The organism is Pseudomonas sp. P39-UII1 (assembly GCF_039672635.1).
Lineage (GTDB): Bacteria > Pseudomonadota > Gammaproteobacteria > Pseudomonadales > Pseudomonadaceae > Aquipseudomonas.
In genome coordinates, this window is the sequence record NZ_JBDFPP010000037.1 from 17,882 (window position 1) to 32,234 (window position 14,353).

Below are 14,353 nucleotides of genomic sequence, written 5' to 3' on the forward strand. Positions count from 1 at the left end.
GGCCGCCTCGCAGCCCCTACTGCGGCAATTGCACCTGCGGCTTGGTCGCTGCGAAAATCCCCCAGCTCGAGATGAACAACGCAGCGATCAGCGGCCCGATCACGAAGCCGTTGAGCCCGAACACCGCTAGCCCACCCAGGGTGGAGACCAGGATCAGGTAATCGGGCATCCGCGTATCCTTGCCCACCAGGATCGGCCGCAGCACGTTGTCCACCAGGCCGATCACCAGCACGCCGAAGGCGGTCAGAATCGCCCCCTGGAGAATCGCCCCGGTCAGCAGGAAGTAAGCCGCCACCGGCGCCCAGATGATTCCGGCACCTACCGCAGGCAGCAGCGACAGGAAGGCCATCAGCACTGCCCAGACCAGCGCGCTGGGAATGTCCAGCACCCAGAAGATGAAACCACCCAGCGCGCCCTGGGTAATCGCCACCAGCACATTGCCTTTGACCGTTGCCCGCACCACGCGGTTGAACTTCAGCTGCAGCCGGCGCTTCTGGTGTTCCGGCAGTGGTATGGCAAGGCGTACCCGGCGCGCCACCTCCGCCCCCTCGCGCAGAAAGAAGAACAGCAGGTAGAGCATGATGCCGAAGCTCACCAGAAACTCGAAGGTACCCTGGCCAAAACTGAACGCCTGGCTGGCCAGCACCTGGCTACCCTGGGTTGCCCACTTGGTGATCTTGTCACGCAGCCCGTCGAGGTTGCCCACGCCCATGCTGTCCAGCCCGTGCTGCACGAATGGGGGCAGCATGTTCATGCCGCGCTCGACATAACCGGCGATGTCCAGTTGCCCGCTCTCGATACGCTGGTACAGCGTGGCGCCTTCCTGCACCAGCAGCGCACTGGTAATGATCACCGGCAAGATCGCCACCAGCAGGCACACCAGCAAGGTGGCGGCGGCCGCCACGTTGCGCCGCCGGCCAAAACGCATGAGCAGATTGCGCTGCAACGGCGCGAACAGGATGCCAAGAATCACCGCCCAGAAGATGGCGCCATAGTACGGCAACAGAATCCAGCCAAAGGCGATGGTCACCAGCGCCAGCAGCACTGCCAGGGCCTTGTTCTGCAAAGCGGTTTGGTTCATGGATTTTCCTCAAGTGTCCTGAACGTTAGTGCACGGCGTATTCATAAAAGTGCCGTCGCTCCGTTGATTCAAATCAATATGCCCTGGGCGGCCAGGCCCTAGCATCCGCGCTTTTTGCACCGGTGCGCACATGAAGCTACCCGCCAAGCCCGAATTGCTGGCCCCTGCCGGCACCCTCAAGACCATGCGTTACGCATTCGCTTATGGTGCCGACGCGGTCTATGCCGGCCAGCCGCGCTACAGCCTGCGGGTGCGCAACAACGAATTCGACCATGCCAACCTGGCATTGGGCATCGAGGAGGCGCATGCCCTGGGCAAGCGCTTCTACGTGGTGGTCAACATCGCGCCGCACAATGCCAAGCTCAAGACCTTCCTCAAGGACCTGGCCCCCATCATTGCGATGGCGCCCGATGCGCTGATCATGTCCGACCCCGGGCTGATCATGCTGGTGCGCCAGCACTTCCCGCACATGCCCGTGCACCTGTCAGTGCAGGCCAACACGGTCAATTGGGCCAGCGTGCAGTTCTGGCAGCAATTGGGCCTGAGCCGGGTGATCCTGTCCCGGGAGCTGTCACTGGACGAAATCGAGGAGATTCGCCAGCAGGTGCCCGGCATGGAGCTGGAGGTGTTTGTCCATGGAGCCCTGTGCATGGCCTATTCCGGCCGCTGCCTGCTGTCGGGCTACCTCAACAAGCGTGATGCCAACCAGGGTAGTTGCACCAACGCCTGCCGCTGGAAATACCAAGCCACGCCGGCCACCGAGAACGCCACCGGCGACATCGTGCGCGAGGTCGAGCCGACCCTGGGGCTGGGCGCGCCGACCGGGCAGGTGTTCCTGCTGCACGAGAGCAACCGCCCCGGCACCGAGATGCCGGCGTTCGAGGATGAACACGGCACCTACATCATGAACGCCAAGGACCTGCGCGCCATCCAGCACGTCGAGCGCCTGGCCGCCATGGGCGTGCATTCTCTGAAAATCGAGGGCCGCACCAAGTCACACTTCTATTGCGCCCGCGCGGTGCAGGCGTACCGCAAGGCCATCGACGACGCGGCAGCCGGGCGCCCCTTCGACATGGCCCTGATGGACAACCTCGAGTCGCTGGCGCAACGCGGTTACACCGAAGGCTTCCTGCGCCGCCATGTGCACGACGAATACCAGAACTACCTGCGGGGCAACTCGATGTCCGAGCGCCAGCAGTTCGTCGGCGAACTGACCGGTGTACGGGTGGACGGCCGCGCCGAGGTCAAGGTGAAGAACCGCTTCGCCGTGGGCGATCATCTGGAGCTGATGACCCCGCGTGGCAACTACCATTTCGACCTGCACCACCTGTACGGCCGCCAGCAGCAGGCGATCGACGTGGCGCCCGGCGACGGGCACGTAGTGTACCTGCCGATCCCCGAACAGGTATCGCTGGAACATGGCCTGCTGATGCGTGACCTGGGCCACGACGACTACGCCGCCTGACAAAGTTGTAATGTGCACCTCAGCTGGCTGACAGGCGTCGCAGGCGACGATCATGGCTGGCCGACAGTAGGGTCGGCCTGCGCCTGCGATTTAAAATATCCCGCGGCTTCGCCCCTATGTCGGGGTAAGCTTCCACCGCCTGCACGGTGACCGCGCCGACCAGGCCCGCCTGGTAGCAGGCGTGCATCTGCGTTTCTGAAGGAGTGCCTGGACGATGCTGCATAAACACCTGATCGCTTTCGGCCTGCTGGCCATCACCGGCCTGGCCCAGGCCGCCGAAAGCATCGACGTGTACCGCGACCCTAACTGTGGTTGCTGCAAGGCCTGGATCAGCCAGTTGCGCGACAACGGTTTCACCGTCAATGACCATGTCGAGCCGAACATGAGCGCCGTGAAGCAACGCCTGGGCGTGGCGCCGCGCCTTGCGTCGTGCCACACCGGGGTGATCGACGGCAAGTTCGTCGAAGGCCATGTGCCGGCCGAACAGGTGCGCCTGCTGGCCAAGCGCAGCGACCTCAAGGGCCTGGCCGTGCCAGGCATGCCGATGGGTTCGCCAGGCATGGAAATGGGTGACCACAAGGATGCCTATCAGGTTATCGGGGTGACTCAGGACGGCCAGGACACCGTGGTCGCCACTTACTGATGCTCAGCCTCTGGGCGCTGTTCCTCAGCGCCTTTGGCGCCGCCACGTTGCTGCCGCTGCAATCGGAGGCAGTGCTGGTTGGCCTGCTGCTAAAGCAACCGGACGCCTGGTTGACCTTGTTGCTGGTCGCTACCTTGGGCAACGTGCTGGGCTCGGTGGTCAATTGGTTGCTCGGGCGGGCCATCGAACACTGGCGCGACAAACGCTGGTTCCCGTTCAGCGCCGGGCAGCTGGAACGCGCACAGCAGCGTTATCAGCGATGGGGGCAGTGGTCGCTGCTGCTGAGCTGGATGCCAGTAATCGGCGACCCGTTGACCCTGATTGCCGGGATCATGCGTGAGCCGTTCTGGCGTTTCATGTTGCTGGTAACCCTGGCCAAGGGCGGGCGCTACATCGTCGTGGCCGTGATTACGCTGGGCTGGTTTCATGCCTGGTAACACCTTTAACGTTTAAGGTGCTTCACCGGCTGCTAAAGTCGCCCTTTCCTACATGGTCCTACATGGAGTGCCCCTATGCTGCGCGCAACCGCCCTGGCCCTGGCCTGCCTCGTCGGCGCCCCGGCCATCGCCGCCGAACCGCCCACCTACGGCAAACAGCTCGAAGGCTTCAGTTACCCTCACCCACTCAAGCATTTCGACTTCCAGTCACAGGGCCAGCGCCTGCAGATGGGCTACATGGATGTGCCGGCCAAAGGCCAGGCCAATGGCCGCAGCGTGGTGCTGATGCACGGCAAGAACTTCTGCGCCGCCACCTGGGAAACCACGATCGACGCGCTGAGCGAGGCTGGCTACCGGGTCATCGCCCCAGACCAGGTCGGCTTCTGCACATCGAGCAAGCCGGACTACTACCAGTACAGTTTCCAGCAGCTGGCCGACAACACCCATGCCCTGCTGGACCAACTGGGCATCAAGCGGGCGGTTATCCTTGGCCATTCCACCGGCGGCATGCTGGCTACCCGCTACGCGCTGATGTACCCCCAGCAGGTCGAGCGCCTGGCGATGGTCAACCCCATCGGCCTGGAAGACTGGAAGGCTCTGGGCGTGCCGTACCGCACGGTGGACCAATGGTATGCCCGCGAACTCAAGCTCGATGCCGAGGGCGTACGCGAGTACGAACGCAAGACGTACTACGCGGGGCGCTGGAAGCCTGAATACGAGCGCTGGGTGCAGATGCTGGTAGGGCTGAACAAAGGCCCAGGGCACGAAGCGGTGGCGTGGAACTCGGCGTTGATCTACGACATGATCTTCACCCAGCCGGTTTACCACGAGTTCAAGGATTTGAAGATGCCGACCTTGCTGATGATCGGCGATCAGGACACAACCGCTATCGGCAGTGATATTGCCCCGCCGGAGGTGAAGGCGCGGTTGGGTCACTACAAGGATTTGGGGCCGCAGGTGGCCAAGCTGATTGCGCAGGGTGAGCTGGTGACGTTCGAGGGCATGGGGCATGCGCCGCAGATCGAAGAGCCACGGCGCTTCAACAAGACGCTGATCGAGTGGCTGGGGCAGTAACTTCGTCTGGGGGCGCTTTGCGCCCCATTCGCGAAACCAGGCCGCCCCCACAGTAATTGCGCCGTTTGTGTCAGCGCGGCCCCTGCTGCTTCCAGACTTGCCCTTCGGTCCAGCCCAACTCGGCAAAGTCCCCTACCCGCAACACGGCTTCCTCCTCGCAGAAAAACTCATCCAGCTGTGGTGGCCGCACCGCCGTGCCGCTGAGCATCGCATGCACCTGGCCACGGTGATGAACTTGGTGCTCGAACAGGTGCGCAAGAAGGCGTACACGTTGTTCGCGCTGCACGCGGTCGGGCCGCACGATGCTCACGTAGCGGGCCAACTGGTCGTCATGCAGCGCGCTGCAGTAGGTGATCAGCCGCCGGTCGGCCTGGGCCTGCTGGGCATGCAGGTCGGTACACGTGGCAAACGGTTGTTCCGGGTCGAAGAACCGCTCGCCATCAGGCTCAGGCGCCTCGCCACGCTGCTCGCACTCGAGCATGTGCAAGTAGAACCAGTCCACCGTCAGCAAATGGTTGAGGGTGGCCTTGATCGACGGGAAGAAGCTGCAACGCGGGGCGACGAACTCGTCCTGGGTCAGTTGCAGGCACGCCTTGTACAGGCGGTGATTGGCCCAGCCATTGTTGTAGGCCTGGGTCAGCAGATGGTGTGACAGCGGCTCCATGGGGCAACTCCTTCAAGCGAAGCGTTGCAGTTGCATCTCCCGTAGCCGGCTCAGGGTCCGTTGATACGGGAACGCCAGATACCCTTGAGTGTAGAGCGCTTCGAGCGGTACCTGCGCTTCCAGGTACAACGCGACCTTGCGGTCATAGCATTCGTCGACCAGGGCAATGAAACGCCGCACGGCATCATCCTTGGGCGACAACGCCGGCAGCTGGCGATCGCCCGCCTCAACGCGTGCAGCACCATCCTCGGTACCACGGGCAATTCGCCCCGCACGCTGCTGACCGCTCAATGCAGGTATGCCTTCGACCAGAATCGCCGGGAAACGGTCGCACAACGCCATGAATTCCATGGCGGCCAGTGGCTGCTCGCAAAGGTCGCTGAAACGGCACCAGAGCGCCTGCGGGCTGTGCCTGACCACTTGAATTTGCCGTGGGCCTATCGACAAGGGCTCTGCACTGCCCGGCTCATCAGGGCTGAGCTGCGCGAACACCGCTGCAAGCGCCCCGACCTTGCCCGCTTCAGCTACCCAATAGCGCTGGCATGCGGCCCCAGGGTGAAGCCGGTGGTCCTGCTCACCGGCCACTGCAAGCACCTGCATATGCCGCTCGATGGCGCTGATGGCCGGCAGGAAACGCTCGCGGTTGAAACCGTCACGGTACAGCTGCTGCGGCGGCTGGTTGGAGGTGGCGACCACCACCACCCCATGATCGAACAGCACTTGGAACAAGCGGCCGAGGATGATCGCGTCGCCGATATCGCTGACGAACAACTCGTCGAAGCACAGCACGCGGATGTCCCCGGCCAGTTCGCGGGCCAGCGCTTGCAGCGGGTCGGCGGTGCCGTTGAGCTGGAACAGGCGCTGGTGCACCCAGGCCATGAAATGGTGGAAATGCTGGCGCCGGGCCGGGATGCTCAGGCAACGGTGGAACAGGTCCATAAGCCAGGTCTTGCCGCGGCCGACCGGGCCCCAAAGATAGATGCCCTGGGCTGTACGCCCGCGCTCGATGGCCTCGAAGCAGGCTTGCAGCGCGCTGACGGCCTGGGCTTGAGCCGGGTCGGGCGCGTAGCCTTGGTCAACCAGGGCCTTGTTGTACAGAGAGCTGGGATCGAGCGTCATGCGGCATTATCATCATCAGCCGTGTCGCCGGCAACCGGCTTCAACCGTCGCTCAGTCCAACTTTCAGCAACAGGCCGTCCTTGTCATCGGTCAGCACATACAGGTAACCGTCCGGCCCAACCCGCACGTCACGAATACGCGCCTTCAGGTCCCCCAGCAGGCGCTCTTCATGGACGATCTTGTCCCCCTCGAGCTGCAGCCGAATCAACTCCTGAGTGGCCAGTGCACCTATGAACAGGTTGTGATCCCACGCTTTGAAGGTCGGGCTGTCATAGAAGGCCATGCCGCTGATGCCAGGCGATTTTTCCCACACATGGTGCGGGTCGACCATGCCGTCGACGTGTTCGCCCTTGGCTTCGGGGATCGGCAGCATCGAATAGTTGATGCCGTGGGTGGCGATCGGCCAACCGTAGTTCTTGCCCGCTTGCGGAATGTTGATCTCATCACCGCCACGTGGGCCATGTTCGTGGGTCCACAGCTTGCCGGTCCAGGGGTTGAGCGCTGCGCCCTGCTGATTGCGGTGGCCGAAGGACCAGATTTCCGGTCGTACGTTGTTTTTGCCAACGAAGGGGTTGTCCTTGGGCACTTCGCCATCAGGCAGAATACGCACGATCTTGCCTTGCAATTTGTCCAGGTCCTGGGCGGTTGGGCGCTGGTTGTTCTCGCCCAGGGCGATGAACAGGTAACCGTTACGGTCGAACACCAGCCGCGAGCCGAAATGGTTGCCGACCGACAGCTTGGGCTGCTGGCGGAAAATCACGTTGAAGTTCTCCAGGCGGGCGCGGTCCTCGGACAATTGCCCACGGCCGACTGCAGTGCCAGCCTTGCCATCGTTGCCCGCTTCGGCATAAGAAAGGTACAGGGTGCGGTCCTTGGCGAACTCAGGTGACAACACCACGTCGAGCAGCCCGCCCTGACCTTCTGCCCAGACCTTGGGCACACCGTTGATAGGTGGCCCCACCTTGCCTTCGGCATTGACCAGGCGCAGGTTGCCGGGGCGTTCGGTGACCAGCATGCCCTTGCCACCCGGCAGGAATGCCAGCGCCCACGGGTTGCGCAGGCCATCAGCCACGGTGCTGACAGTGATCTGCCCTTGCTCGGTCGGGAACTGCTGCTCGGCGGCAGCGTGCGCCAGCAGTGGCAGCAGTGCGGCAGCAGCCAGCGTGGTCAGCTTGGTGGCTCTGATCATTGATGATTCCTTTCGATGAGGGGCTCAAGGCGCACGTTGGGTGTCGCGCGGTGGCCGGGTGGGTTCCAGATTGGGGGCCTGCTGCTGGCGGCGCAAATTGTCACCGTTGCCGATGCCGCGGTTGTCCAGGGACGGTGTGCGCTGAATAGGAGCGGTCGAAGGGCCACGCACCGGCGGTGTGGCCTGCACGCTGCCCTGGCGACTGTTGGGGTTGGCGCGCTGGATCGGGCTGTTGTAGGGGTTGTTGTTGCTGGCGGCCAGCTGCAGCGGTTGCACGGGCGCCGCGTGTGCGGGCAAGCACAGCAACAGGCCGATGGCCAGGGTTGGAAATGTCAGATTCATGCTTCACCTCATGTACGAAAAGGCGCGCCTCATGCGTTGGATAGCCTAAGGCGCTAGGGGTTCGCGGCAAAAGTGTGAATGCAATTCCTGATGTTTCAGTATGAACCTGCGGGGGCAGCCATGCGGCCCCACTGATCAGCCAGGGACATCGACCTTGTGCCGCGCCGCATACAGGCACAGCATCTCCATGGCCAGGGTGGCGCCTGCCAGCGCGGTGATGTCGGCATGGTCATACGCAGGTGCCACCTCGACCAGGTCCATGCCTACCAGGTTGATACCACGCAAGCCCCCGAGTATCTCCAGCGCCTGGACCGTGGTCAGCCCGCCGCACACAGGCGTGCCGGTGCCTGGCGCATAGGCGGGGTCGAGGCAGTCGATGTCGAAGGTCAGGTACACCGGCCGCTCGCCGACCCGCTGGCGGATCGACGCGATCACCGCCTCTGTGCCTTGGCGGTGCACCTGTCGGGCATCGACAACGGCGAAACCTTGGGTGTCGTCATTGGTGGTGCGCAGCCCGATCTGCACAGAGCAGGACGGGTCCACCAGGCCCTCGCGGGCGGCGTGCCAGAACATGGTGCCGTGGTCGATGCGCTTGCCCTCCTCGTCCGGCCAGGTGTCGCTGTGGGCATCGAAATGGATCAGTGCCAGTGGCCCATGACGCCGGGCATGGGCCTTGAGCAGCGGATAACTGATGAAGTGGTCACCGCCGAGGGTGAGCATGGCGCAGCCCGCCTCGAGCACGTGCGTGGCGTGGGCCTCGATGCTGTCCGGTACCGATTGCGGGGTGCCGCTGTCGAACGCGCAATCGCCGTAGTCGATGACGGCCAGATGGTCGAACGGGTCGAACGTCCATGGCCAGTGGCGCGCCCAGGCCTGCTGCACCGAGGCGGCGCGGAGCGCACGTGGCCCGAAACGGGCGCCAGGGCGATTGCTGGTAGCGGTGTCGAACGGCACACCGCTGACCACCACATCCACCCCGCGCAGATCGCGGCTATAGCGGCGGCGGGCGAAACTGGTGATACCGGCATAGGTACTTTCTGCAGCGGTGCCATACAGGCTGTCGCGGGTCATCGCTTGGTCGTTGCTCAGGGCTTGCTCCACGGTCGGGCTCCTTTGTCGTTATGGGTCACTGCCGAGTACGGAATGCCGTCCACAGGCGGTTGCGCTGGCGCAGGTCGGACAGCGCCATGCTGCGGTCGGCAAACAGGCGCTCACGCACCGCGGCCGGGGGGTAGATATCCGGGTCATTGCGCACGGCCTCGTCGACCAAGGGCGTTGCCGCCTGGTTGGCGTTGGCAAAGAACAGCGTGTTGGTCAGCGCGGCAACCGATTCGGGCTTCAGCATGAACGCGATGAACGCGCGGGCCGCCTCTGGGTGCGGGGCGTCCTTGGGAATGACCAGGTTGTCCTGCCAGAGCAGCGTCCCTTCACGGGGGATGCGGTAGATCAGCTCGAACGGCTTACCCGCGCGACGGGCCTGATCGGCGGCCATGGCTGCGTCGCCATTGTAGGTCAACGCCAGGCATACGCTGCCGTTGGCCAGGTCGTTGATCTGCCGGCCGTTGGCGACGTAGCTGATCGAAGGCTGCAACTGGTTCAGCAGGTTCTGCGCTGCGGCAAGGTCTGCCTTGTCCTGGCTGTACGGGTCCTTGCCCAGGTAGTTCAAGGCCACGCCAATTACCTCCTGCGGCGAGTCGGGCATGGCGATGCCGCACCCCTTTAGCCGGCTGGCATACTCGGGCTTGAACAGCAGGTCCAGGCTGTCCAGCGGTACATCACCCAGGCGTTGGCGCACAGCCTCGACATTGACCCCCAGGCCCAACGTGCCCCAGGTGTAAGGCACCGCAAAGCGGTTGCCGGGGTCGGTTTCTGCAAGTTTGGCCAGCAGGTCCTTATCGAGGTTGGCGTAGCCAGGCATGGCCTGCGCATCCAGCGGCTGCAGGGCACTGGCCTTCAGCGCCCGCGCCAACACAGTGGCCGAGGGCACCACAACGTCGTAGCCACTGCCACCGGTCAACAGCTTGGTTTCGAGGACTTCGGTGGTGTCGAAAGTGTCGTAGCGCACCTTGTAGCCGGTCTCCTGCTCGAAGCGCTGCAAGGTTTGCGGGGCGACGTAATCCGCCCAGCTGTAGAGGTTGACGACCTTTTCTTCGGCCTGCAGGGGCAAGGCCAGAATCAGGGGTAGCAGACACAACATTCGACGCATGACGGACACCTCGGCTAATGGGTGGATGCCGCCAGCATGCCAGCCGGGTTACATTGCAAGAATGGCAAGTTTGCAAAGCTGACATTCATCGGGAGCAATGTGATGCTCGGACAACTGCACGACCCTGACCTGCATCTGTTGCGGCTGTTCGTCACTGTAGTCGAGGCCGGCGGCTTCAGCGCCGCCCAAGGGGTTTCGGGCTTGAGCCAGCCCACCATCAGCCAGCGCATGGCGCAACTGGAGGCGCGACTGGGGTATCGCCTGTGCAGCCGTGGCAAGCGCGGCTTTCACCTCACCGAAAAAGGCCTGCTGCTACTAGAGGCCGCTCGCGGCTTGCTGTTGAGCATCGAACATTTTCGTCAGCAGGCCAATGGTGTGGCTGGGCGTTTGCTGGGGACGGTGCGGGTGGGCATGGCGGAGAACCAGGACGCAACTGTCAGCCTGCAGCTAGCGTCTGCCATTAACCGCTTTCGCGAGCGCGAGGAATCGGTGCAGTTGGAACTGATCAGCGCACCACCGGCGGAGCTTGAGCGGCTACTGCTGGAGCAGCGCCTGGACTACGCCATCAGTTATTTCTCCGGTAACCAGGCAGCGTTCGACTACCAGCCATTGTTCGAGGAGCGGCAGCGATTGTACTGCGGCAAGGGGCACCCGTTGTTTGGCACGGTGCACGTGACGCGGGAACAGTTGCTGGAAGCGGACCAGGTACGGCATCCCTATCGTTTTCTCAAAGGTGGCGAGCCGTTTCAGAGCCGGCGCAGCATGGCGGTGGCCGAGCAGATAGAGAGTGTGCTGACGTTCATCCTGTCGGGGCGGCATATCGGTTATCTGCCGTGCCACTGTGCTGCAAGCTGGGAGCGCCAAGGGTTGTTGCGGGCACTGGACACCACGTTGGATTTCGTAGTGCCGTTTACCTTGGCCAGGCATCGGGCGCAAGCGCCTGGGGAAGCTCAGCTAGCGTTTGCGCAAGACCTCTTGGCGGTGTTTGGCTGATTGCCGTCAGTTGTCCGTGGCTTGCGGCGATGGGTTGCTCACGCCGCGGGGCAGCCCTGCCACTTTCAACGCTGCCGTGCATTTGCCACACTGCAGGTCAGACTCTGTTGGTAAGGTCCATTGCAATGACTGCCCGTTTACAACGCTGCGCCCGGCTGTTGATCGTCACCTTGATGGCCATTGGGCTCAATGCCTGTGCGCTGTTTCAGCCGCGCGACCCGCTCAATATCAGCGTGATCGGCATCGAACCGCTTGCCGGCCAGGAACTGGAAATGCGCATGGCGGTGAAGATGCGCGTGCAGAACCCCAACGAGGCAACAGTCGACTACAACGGCATAGCGTTGAATCTGGAGGTGAACGGCCAACCGCTGGCCTCTGGGGTAAGTGACCAGCAGGGCCATATCGGCCGCTATGGCGAAGCGGTGGTGGTGGTGCCGGTAAGCATCACAGCCTTCGCATTCCTGCGCCAGGCTTATGGTTTGAGCACGCTTGAATCGCTGCAGGGCATGCCCTACGTACTGCGCGGCAAACTGGCCGGCGGGCCGTTGGGCACCGTGCGCTTCACTGATGAGGGCAGGCTCGACCTGCCCAAAGGCGGCAGCCTGAACTGGTGAGCGGTTAAATTGCTTCAGCGGCTGGAGCTGGCGGCGGCCATCATCTTGTTGACCTCGCTGCGCACCATGCCGGCGTATTCAGGCGGCGACATACCTTCCAGCTCGGCACGCACCCACTCGGCCCACTTGCCCTTGCGACGTGGTTTTTCCGAGATCAGCCGCGCAGCATCAGCCTTGGCCTTGCCCAGGTTGTTCTGCCACATTTCGAAAAGCCGGGCCTTTTCCGCCTCGATCTGTGCCCGTTCCTCGAAGCTCCTGTTGGCCAGATTGAAACTCATGAACCTACCTGCCTGCTGAAAATGGCCGCTATATTACACCGTGGCGCCGCTTCTTCGGTAAGCCATCGCAACTTTCCGGGCGCGCTGGCATCCATTGCTTAACCACCCCATCGACGAGGACGAGTTCATGGCCCGAAAAACTGCCGCACTGACCGACAGCGATCAAATCAAGGATCAGGTATTCAGTGAGCTGCAGGCATTGATCGAAGAGTCGGAGAAGCTGCTCAACGACAGCGCCTCCCTGGTCGGCGAAGAGGCCGATACACTGCGCGCCCAGGTCAGCCTGAAACTTCGCCAGGCACGTGAGGCCGCCGGCCAAGTACGCGCCAAAGCACAACCGGTGGTAGAAGCCACCCATGACTATATCGGCGGCCACCCGTGGCAGACCGTTGCGATTTCTGCGGGCTTTGGCCTGGTGATAGGGCTGCTGCTGGGACGTCGCTCCTGATAGCTGGTCCGCGTGGTGCCGCCTGCTGCAAATCAGGCGGCCTGCGCCATTGGGATACCGCTGTGAAACCGTAGTTCCTGGTCTGGAGACTGAATCAACTCAGCTTCAGCTTCGCGCACCAACAGCACGCGCTTGGCGATATCCCCTTCCTCCCCATACTGATGCGCAAGCTTCAGATAGCCTTGGTAATGGCGCGCCTCGCTTTTAAGCAAGCCGTGGTAGAACCTGCCGAGTTCTTCATCCAGGTGTGGTACCAACGCAGCAAAGCGCTCGCAGCTGCGTGCTTCGATGAATGCCCCCACCACTAGCGTGTCCACCAGCTTGACCGGTTCATGGGCACGCACCAGGCGGCGCAACCCGGATGCGTAGCGCCCTGCCGACACTGGCCGCAATGGCACACCACGGCGTTTCATCAGGCGCAGCACCTGCTCATGGTGCACCAGCTCTTCACGGGCGAGGCGCGACATCATGTTGATCAGGTCAAGATGGGTGTTGTACTTGGCCATAAGGCTCAATGCCGTACTGGCGGCCTTGAACTCGCAATTCTTGTGGTCGATCAGCAAGGTTTCCTGGTCGGCGAGCGCCGCTTCGATCCAGGCGTCTGGAGTAGGACAGCCGAGGAAGGCGTCAATTTCGGGGATCAGGGACATAGATGTGCAACCACACAGAACAGACGGGACCGGCGATTATACCGGCGGCGATGGGGAGCGCCAGTGACTATGCTTGATGTACATCAAGCGCCGGCACGAGGGGCGCCGACTATAGTCAGGCATTGGCCACCACCATGAAGGGAGTTCACGCCCATGCAAGCTGTTCGTAGCATTCTCGTCGTCCTCGACCCTGATCATGCCCACAGCCGCGCGTTGACCCGGGCCAAGCTGATTGCAGGGGTGACCGGTGCACGGCTGCATTTGCTGATGTGCGATAAGAGACACGACCATAGTGCATTACTCAGCCTGTTGAGCAGCCAATTGCACGATGACGGGTATGACGACGTCAGCCATGAACAGGCCTGGCATGACACCTTGCACGAATCGATCATCAATGTGCAGGAGGCTGAAGGTTGCGAGTTGGTGATCAAGGAGCACCGGCCGGACAATCCTCTGAAAAAGGCACTGCTTACACCCAGCGACTGGAAACTGCTGCGCCTCTGCCCTTGCGCGGTGCTGATGGTCAAGAGCGAACGCCCGTGGACAGGTGGCGTGGTACTTGCTGCCGTGGATGTCGGCAACCAGGATGACGATCATCGCAGGCTGCATACGGCCATCGTTGATCACGGGTATGCGATTGCAGGCCTGGCCAAAGGCCAACTACATGTCATCAGTGCCCATCCCTCACCTATGTTGTCGGCGTCGGACCCTGTGTATCAACGCAGCGAGACCATCGACCAACGTTATCGGGAAGCGTGTCGTGCGTTCCAGGCGGAATATGACATCAGCGAAGAGCGCTTGCATGTCGAAGAAGGGCCAGCCGATGTGCTGATTCCGCATTTCGAGAAAAAACTCGATGCGGTGGTCACCGTGATTGGTACCGTTGCACGTACCGGTATTTCCGGAGCATTGATTGGCAATACTTCCGAAGTGGTGCTGGATACGCTGCAAGGCGATGTGTTGGTGCTAAAGAGCGAAGAAGCCACCGCTCACCTGGCGGAGTTAGCCCGCAGTTGAACCCGGCCAGAAAAGACAAAACCCCTACCTGCTCGCGCAGATAGGGGTTTTGCGAAATGAATCTTGACGATGACCTACTCTCACATGGGGAAACCCCACACTACCATCGGCGATGCATCGTTTCACTACTGAG

17 protein-coding genes are annotated in these 14,353 nt (G+C 62.4%); 8 read left to right on the forward strand and 9 right to left on the reverse strand.

The genetic code is table 11. The annotated features are described in order from the left end of the window. Positions 1–16 precede the first annotated feature (16 nt). Positions 17–1,081 (reverse strand): AI-2E family transporter, encoded by a 1,065-nt coding sequence (locus ABEH27_RS24995; protein ID WP_346616128.1) that lies wholly within the window; start codon positions 1,079–1,081, stop codon positions 17–19. 130 nt (positions 1,082–1,211) lie between these two features. On the opposite strand from ABEH27_RS24995, the gene yegQ reads away from it, so the two are divergent. The 4 genes from yegQ to ABEH27_RS25015 all read left to right on the forward strand — a co-directional run bounded on the left by yegQ (position 1,212) and on the right by ABEH27_RS25015 (position 4,700). Continuing rightward, positions 1,212–2,546: a tRNA 5-hydroxyuridine modification protein YegQ gene (yegQ, locus tag ABEH27_RS25000; protein ID WP_346616129.1), complete on the forward strand. Its 1,335-nt coding sequence runs from the start codon at positions 1,212–1,214 to the stop codon at positions 2,544–2,546. Positions 2,547–2,760: 214 nt separating this feature from the next. Continuing rightward, positions 2,761–3,189 carry a DUF411 domain-containing protein gene (locus tag ABEH27_RS25005; RefSeq protein WP_346616130.1) on the forward strand — a complete coding sequence of 143 codons (429 nt, stop codon included), beginning with the start codon at positions 2,761–2,763 and terminating at the stop codon, positions 3,187–3,189. After that, entirely contained in the window at positions 3,189–3,626 is a 438-nt protein-coding gene (locus tag ABEH27_RS25010) for a YqaA family protein (protein ID WP_346616131.1), read from the forward strand. Before ABEH27_RS25005 ends, ABEH27_RS25010 begins: the two co-directional genes overlap by 1 nt. 75 nt (positions 3,627–3,701) lie before the next feature. Beyond that, positions 3,702–4,700 (forward strand): alpha/beta hydrolase, encoded by a 999-nt coding sequence (locus tag ABEH27_RS25015; protein ID WP_346616132.1) that lies wholly within the window; start codon positions 3,702–3,704, stop codon positions 4,698–4,700. A gap of 70 nt (positions 4,701–4,770) precedes the next feature. On the opposite strand, the gene ABEH27_RS25020 is transcribed toward ABEH27_RS25015, so the two are convergent. From ABEH27_RS25020 to ABEH27_RS25045, 6 genes are all read right to left on the reverse strand, one after another. Further along, on the reverse strand, positions 4,771–5,364 hold the full coding sequence (locus ABEH27_RS25020) for a DinB family protein (RefSeq protein ID WP_346616133.1): 594 nt from the start codon (positions 5,362–5,364) through the stop codon (positions 4,771–4,773). Positions 5,365–5,376: 12 nt separating this feature from the next. Then, complete coding sequence (gene zapE / locus ABEH27_RS25025) at positions 5,377–6,483, reverse strand: cell division protein ZapE (protein ID WP_346616134.1); 1,107 nt, start codon at positions 6,481–6,483, stop codon at positions 5,377–5,379. A gap of 40 nt (positions 6,484–6,523) precedes the next feature. Then, the gene (locus tag ABEH27_RS25030) at positions 6,524–7,672 is read right to left on the reverse strand and encodes a PQQ-dependent sugar dehydrogenase (protein WP_346616135.1); all 1,149 of its coding nucleotides are present in this window, start codon (positions 7,670–7,672) and stop codon (positions 6,524–6,526) included. A 24-nt stretch (positions 7,673–7,696) separates the two neighbouring features. Further along, on the reverse strand, positions 7,697–8,014 hold the full coding sequence (locus ABEH27_RS25035) for a hypothetical protein (protein ID WP_346616136.1): 318 nt from the start codon (positions 8,012–8,014) through the stop codon (positions 7,697–7,699). Between the two features lie 135 nt (positions 8,015–8,149). Next, positions 8,150–9,115 (reverse strand): agmatinase, encoded by a 966-nt coding sequence (gene speB, locus ABEH27_RS25040; RefSeq protein WP_346616137.1) that lies wholly within the window; start codon positions 9,113–9,115, stop codon positions 8,150–8,152. A gap of 25 nt (positions 9,116–9,140) precedes the next feature. Beyond that, positions 9,141–10,220 (reverse strand): extracellular solute-binding protein, encoded by a 1,080-nt coding sequence (locus ABEH27_RS25045; protein WP_346616138.1) that lies wholly within the window; start codon positions 10,218–10,220, stop codon positions 9,141–9,143. Positions 10,221–10,322: 102 nt separating this feature from the next. Between ABEH27_RS25045 and ABEH27_RS25050 the strand changes: the two genes are divergently transcribed. Together ABEH27_RS25050 and ABEH27_RS25055 are read left to right on the forward strand one after the other, a co-directional pair. Further along, positions 10,323–11,213 carry a LysR family transcriptional regulator gene (locus tag ABEH27_RS25050; RefSeq protein WP_346616139.1) on the forward strand — a complete coding sequence of 297 codons (891 nt, stop codon included), beginning with the start codon at positions 10,323–10,325 and terminating at the stop codon, positions 11,211–11,213. A 125-nt stretch (positions 11,214–11,338) separates the two neighbouring features. Then, positions 11,339–11,827: an LEA type 2 family protein gene (locus tag ABEH27_RS25055; RefSeq protein WP_346616140.1), complete on the forward strand. Its 489-nt coding sequence runs from the start codon at positions 11,339–11,341 to the stop codon at positions 11,825–11,827. A gap of 14 nt (positions 11,828–11,841) precedes the next feature. Here ABEH27_RS25055 and ABEH27_RS25060 read toward each other — a convergent pair whose 3' ends face one another. Next, a complete protein-coding gene (locus ABEH27_RS25060; RefSeq protein WP_346616141.1) occupies positions 11,842–12,105 on the reverse strand; it encodes a hypothetical protein in 264 nt (87 codons plus the stop codon). A 127-nt stretch (positions 12,106–12,232) separates the two neighbouring features. Here ABEH27_RS25060 and ABEH27_RS25065 point away from each other — a divergent pair, with 127 nt between their 5' ends. Beyond that, positions 12,233–12,553, forward strand: a complete 321-nt coding sequence (locus ABEH27_RS25065) for a DUF883 family protein (RefSeq protein ID WP_346616142.1) — start codon at positions 12,233–12,235, stop codon at positions 12,551–12,553. Positions 12,554–12,585: 32 nt separating this feature from the next. On the opposite strand, the gene miaE is transcribed toward ABEH27_RS25065, so the two are convergent. After that, on the reverse strand, positions 12,586–13,203 hold the full coding sequence (gene miaE, locus ABEH27_RS25070) for a tRNA isopentenyl-2-thiomethyl-A-37 hydroxylase MiaE (protein ID WP_346616143.1): 618 nt from the start codon (positions 13,201–13,203) through the stop codon (positions 12,586–12,588). 153 nt (positions 13,204–13,356) lie between these two features. Between miaE and ABEH27_RS25075 the strand changes: the two genes are divergently transcribed. After that, complete coding sequence (locus ABEH27_RS25075) at positions 13,357–14,220, forward strand: universal stress protein (protein WP_346616144.1); 864 nt, start codon at positions 13,357–13,359, stop codon at positions 14,218–14,220. The last annotated feature ends 133 nt before the right edge of the window (positions 14,221–14,353 follow it).

Excerpts from the sequence above, each read along its gene's own strand:
- ABEH27_RS24995 (WP_346616128.1), bottom strand. The coding sequence starts at position 1,081 with ATGAACCAAACCGCTTTGCAGAACAAGGCCCTGGCAGTGCTGCTGGCG.
- yegQ (WP_346616129.1), top strand. The coding sequence starts at position 1,212 with ATGAAGCTACCCGCCAAGCCCGAATTGCTGGCCCCTGCCGGCACCCTC.
- ABEH27_RS25005 (WP_346616130.1), top strand. The coding sequence starts at position 2,761 with ATGCTGCATAAACACCTGATCGCTTTCGGCCTGCTGGCCATCACCGGC.
- ABEH27_RS25010 (WP_346616131.1), top strand. The coding sequence starts at position 3,189 with ATGCTCAGCCTCTGGGCGCTGTTCCTCAGCGCCTTTGGCGCCGCCACG.
- ABEH27_RS25015 (WP_346616132.1), top strand. The coding sequence starts at position 3,702 with ATGCTGCGCGCAACCGCCCTGGCCCTGGCCTGCCTCGTCGGCGCCCCG.
- ABEH27_RS25020 (WP_346616133.1), bottom strand. The coding sequence starts at position 5,364 with ATGGAGCCGCTGTCACACCATCTGCTGACCCAGGCCTACAACAATGGC.
- zapE (WP_346616134.1), bottom strand. The coding sequence starts at position 6,483 with ATGACGCTCGATCCCAGCTCTCTGTACAACAAGGCCCTGGTTGACCAA.
- ABEH27_RS25030 (WP_346616135.1), bottom strand. The coding sequence starts at position 7,672 with ATGATCAGAGCCACCAAGCTGACCACGCTGGCTGCTGCCGCACTGCTG.
- ABEH27_RS25035 (WP_346616136.1), bottom strand. The coding sequence starts at position 8,014 with ATGAATCTGACATTTCCAACCCTGGCCATCGGCCTGTTGCTGTGCTTG.
- ABEH27_RS25045 (WP_346616138.1), bottom strand. The coding sequence starts at position 10,220 with ATGCGTCGAATGTTGTGTCTGCTACCCCTGATTCTGGCCTTGCCCCTG.
- ABEH27_RS25050 (WP_346616139.1), top strand. The coding sequence starts at position 10,323 with ATGCTCGGACAACTGCACGACCCTGACCTGCATCTGTTGCGGCTGTTC.
- ABEH27_RS25055 (WP_346616140.1), top strand. The coding sequence starts at position 11,339 with ATGACTGCCCGTTTACAACGCTGCGCCCGGCTGTTGATCGTCACCTTG.
- ABEH27_RS25060 (WP_346616141.1), bottom strand. The coding sequence starts at position 12,105 with ATGAGTTTCAATCTGGCCAACAGGAGCTTCGAGGAACGGGCACAGATC.
- ABEH27_RS25065 (WP_346616142.1), top strand. The coding sequence starts at position 12,233 with ATGGCCCGAAAAACTGCCGCACTGACCGACAGCGATCAAATCAAGGAT.
- miaE (WP_346616143.1), bottom strand. The coding sequence starts at position 13,203 with ATGTCCCTGATCCCCGAAATTGACGCCTTCCTCGGCTGTCCTACTCCA.
- ABEH27_RS25075 (WP_346616144.1), top strand. The coding sequence starts at position 13,357 with ATGCAAGCTGTTCGTAGCATTCTCGTCGTCCTCGACCCTGATCATGCC.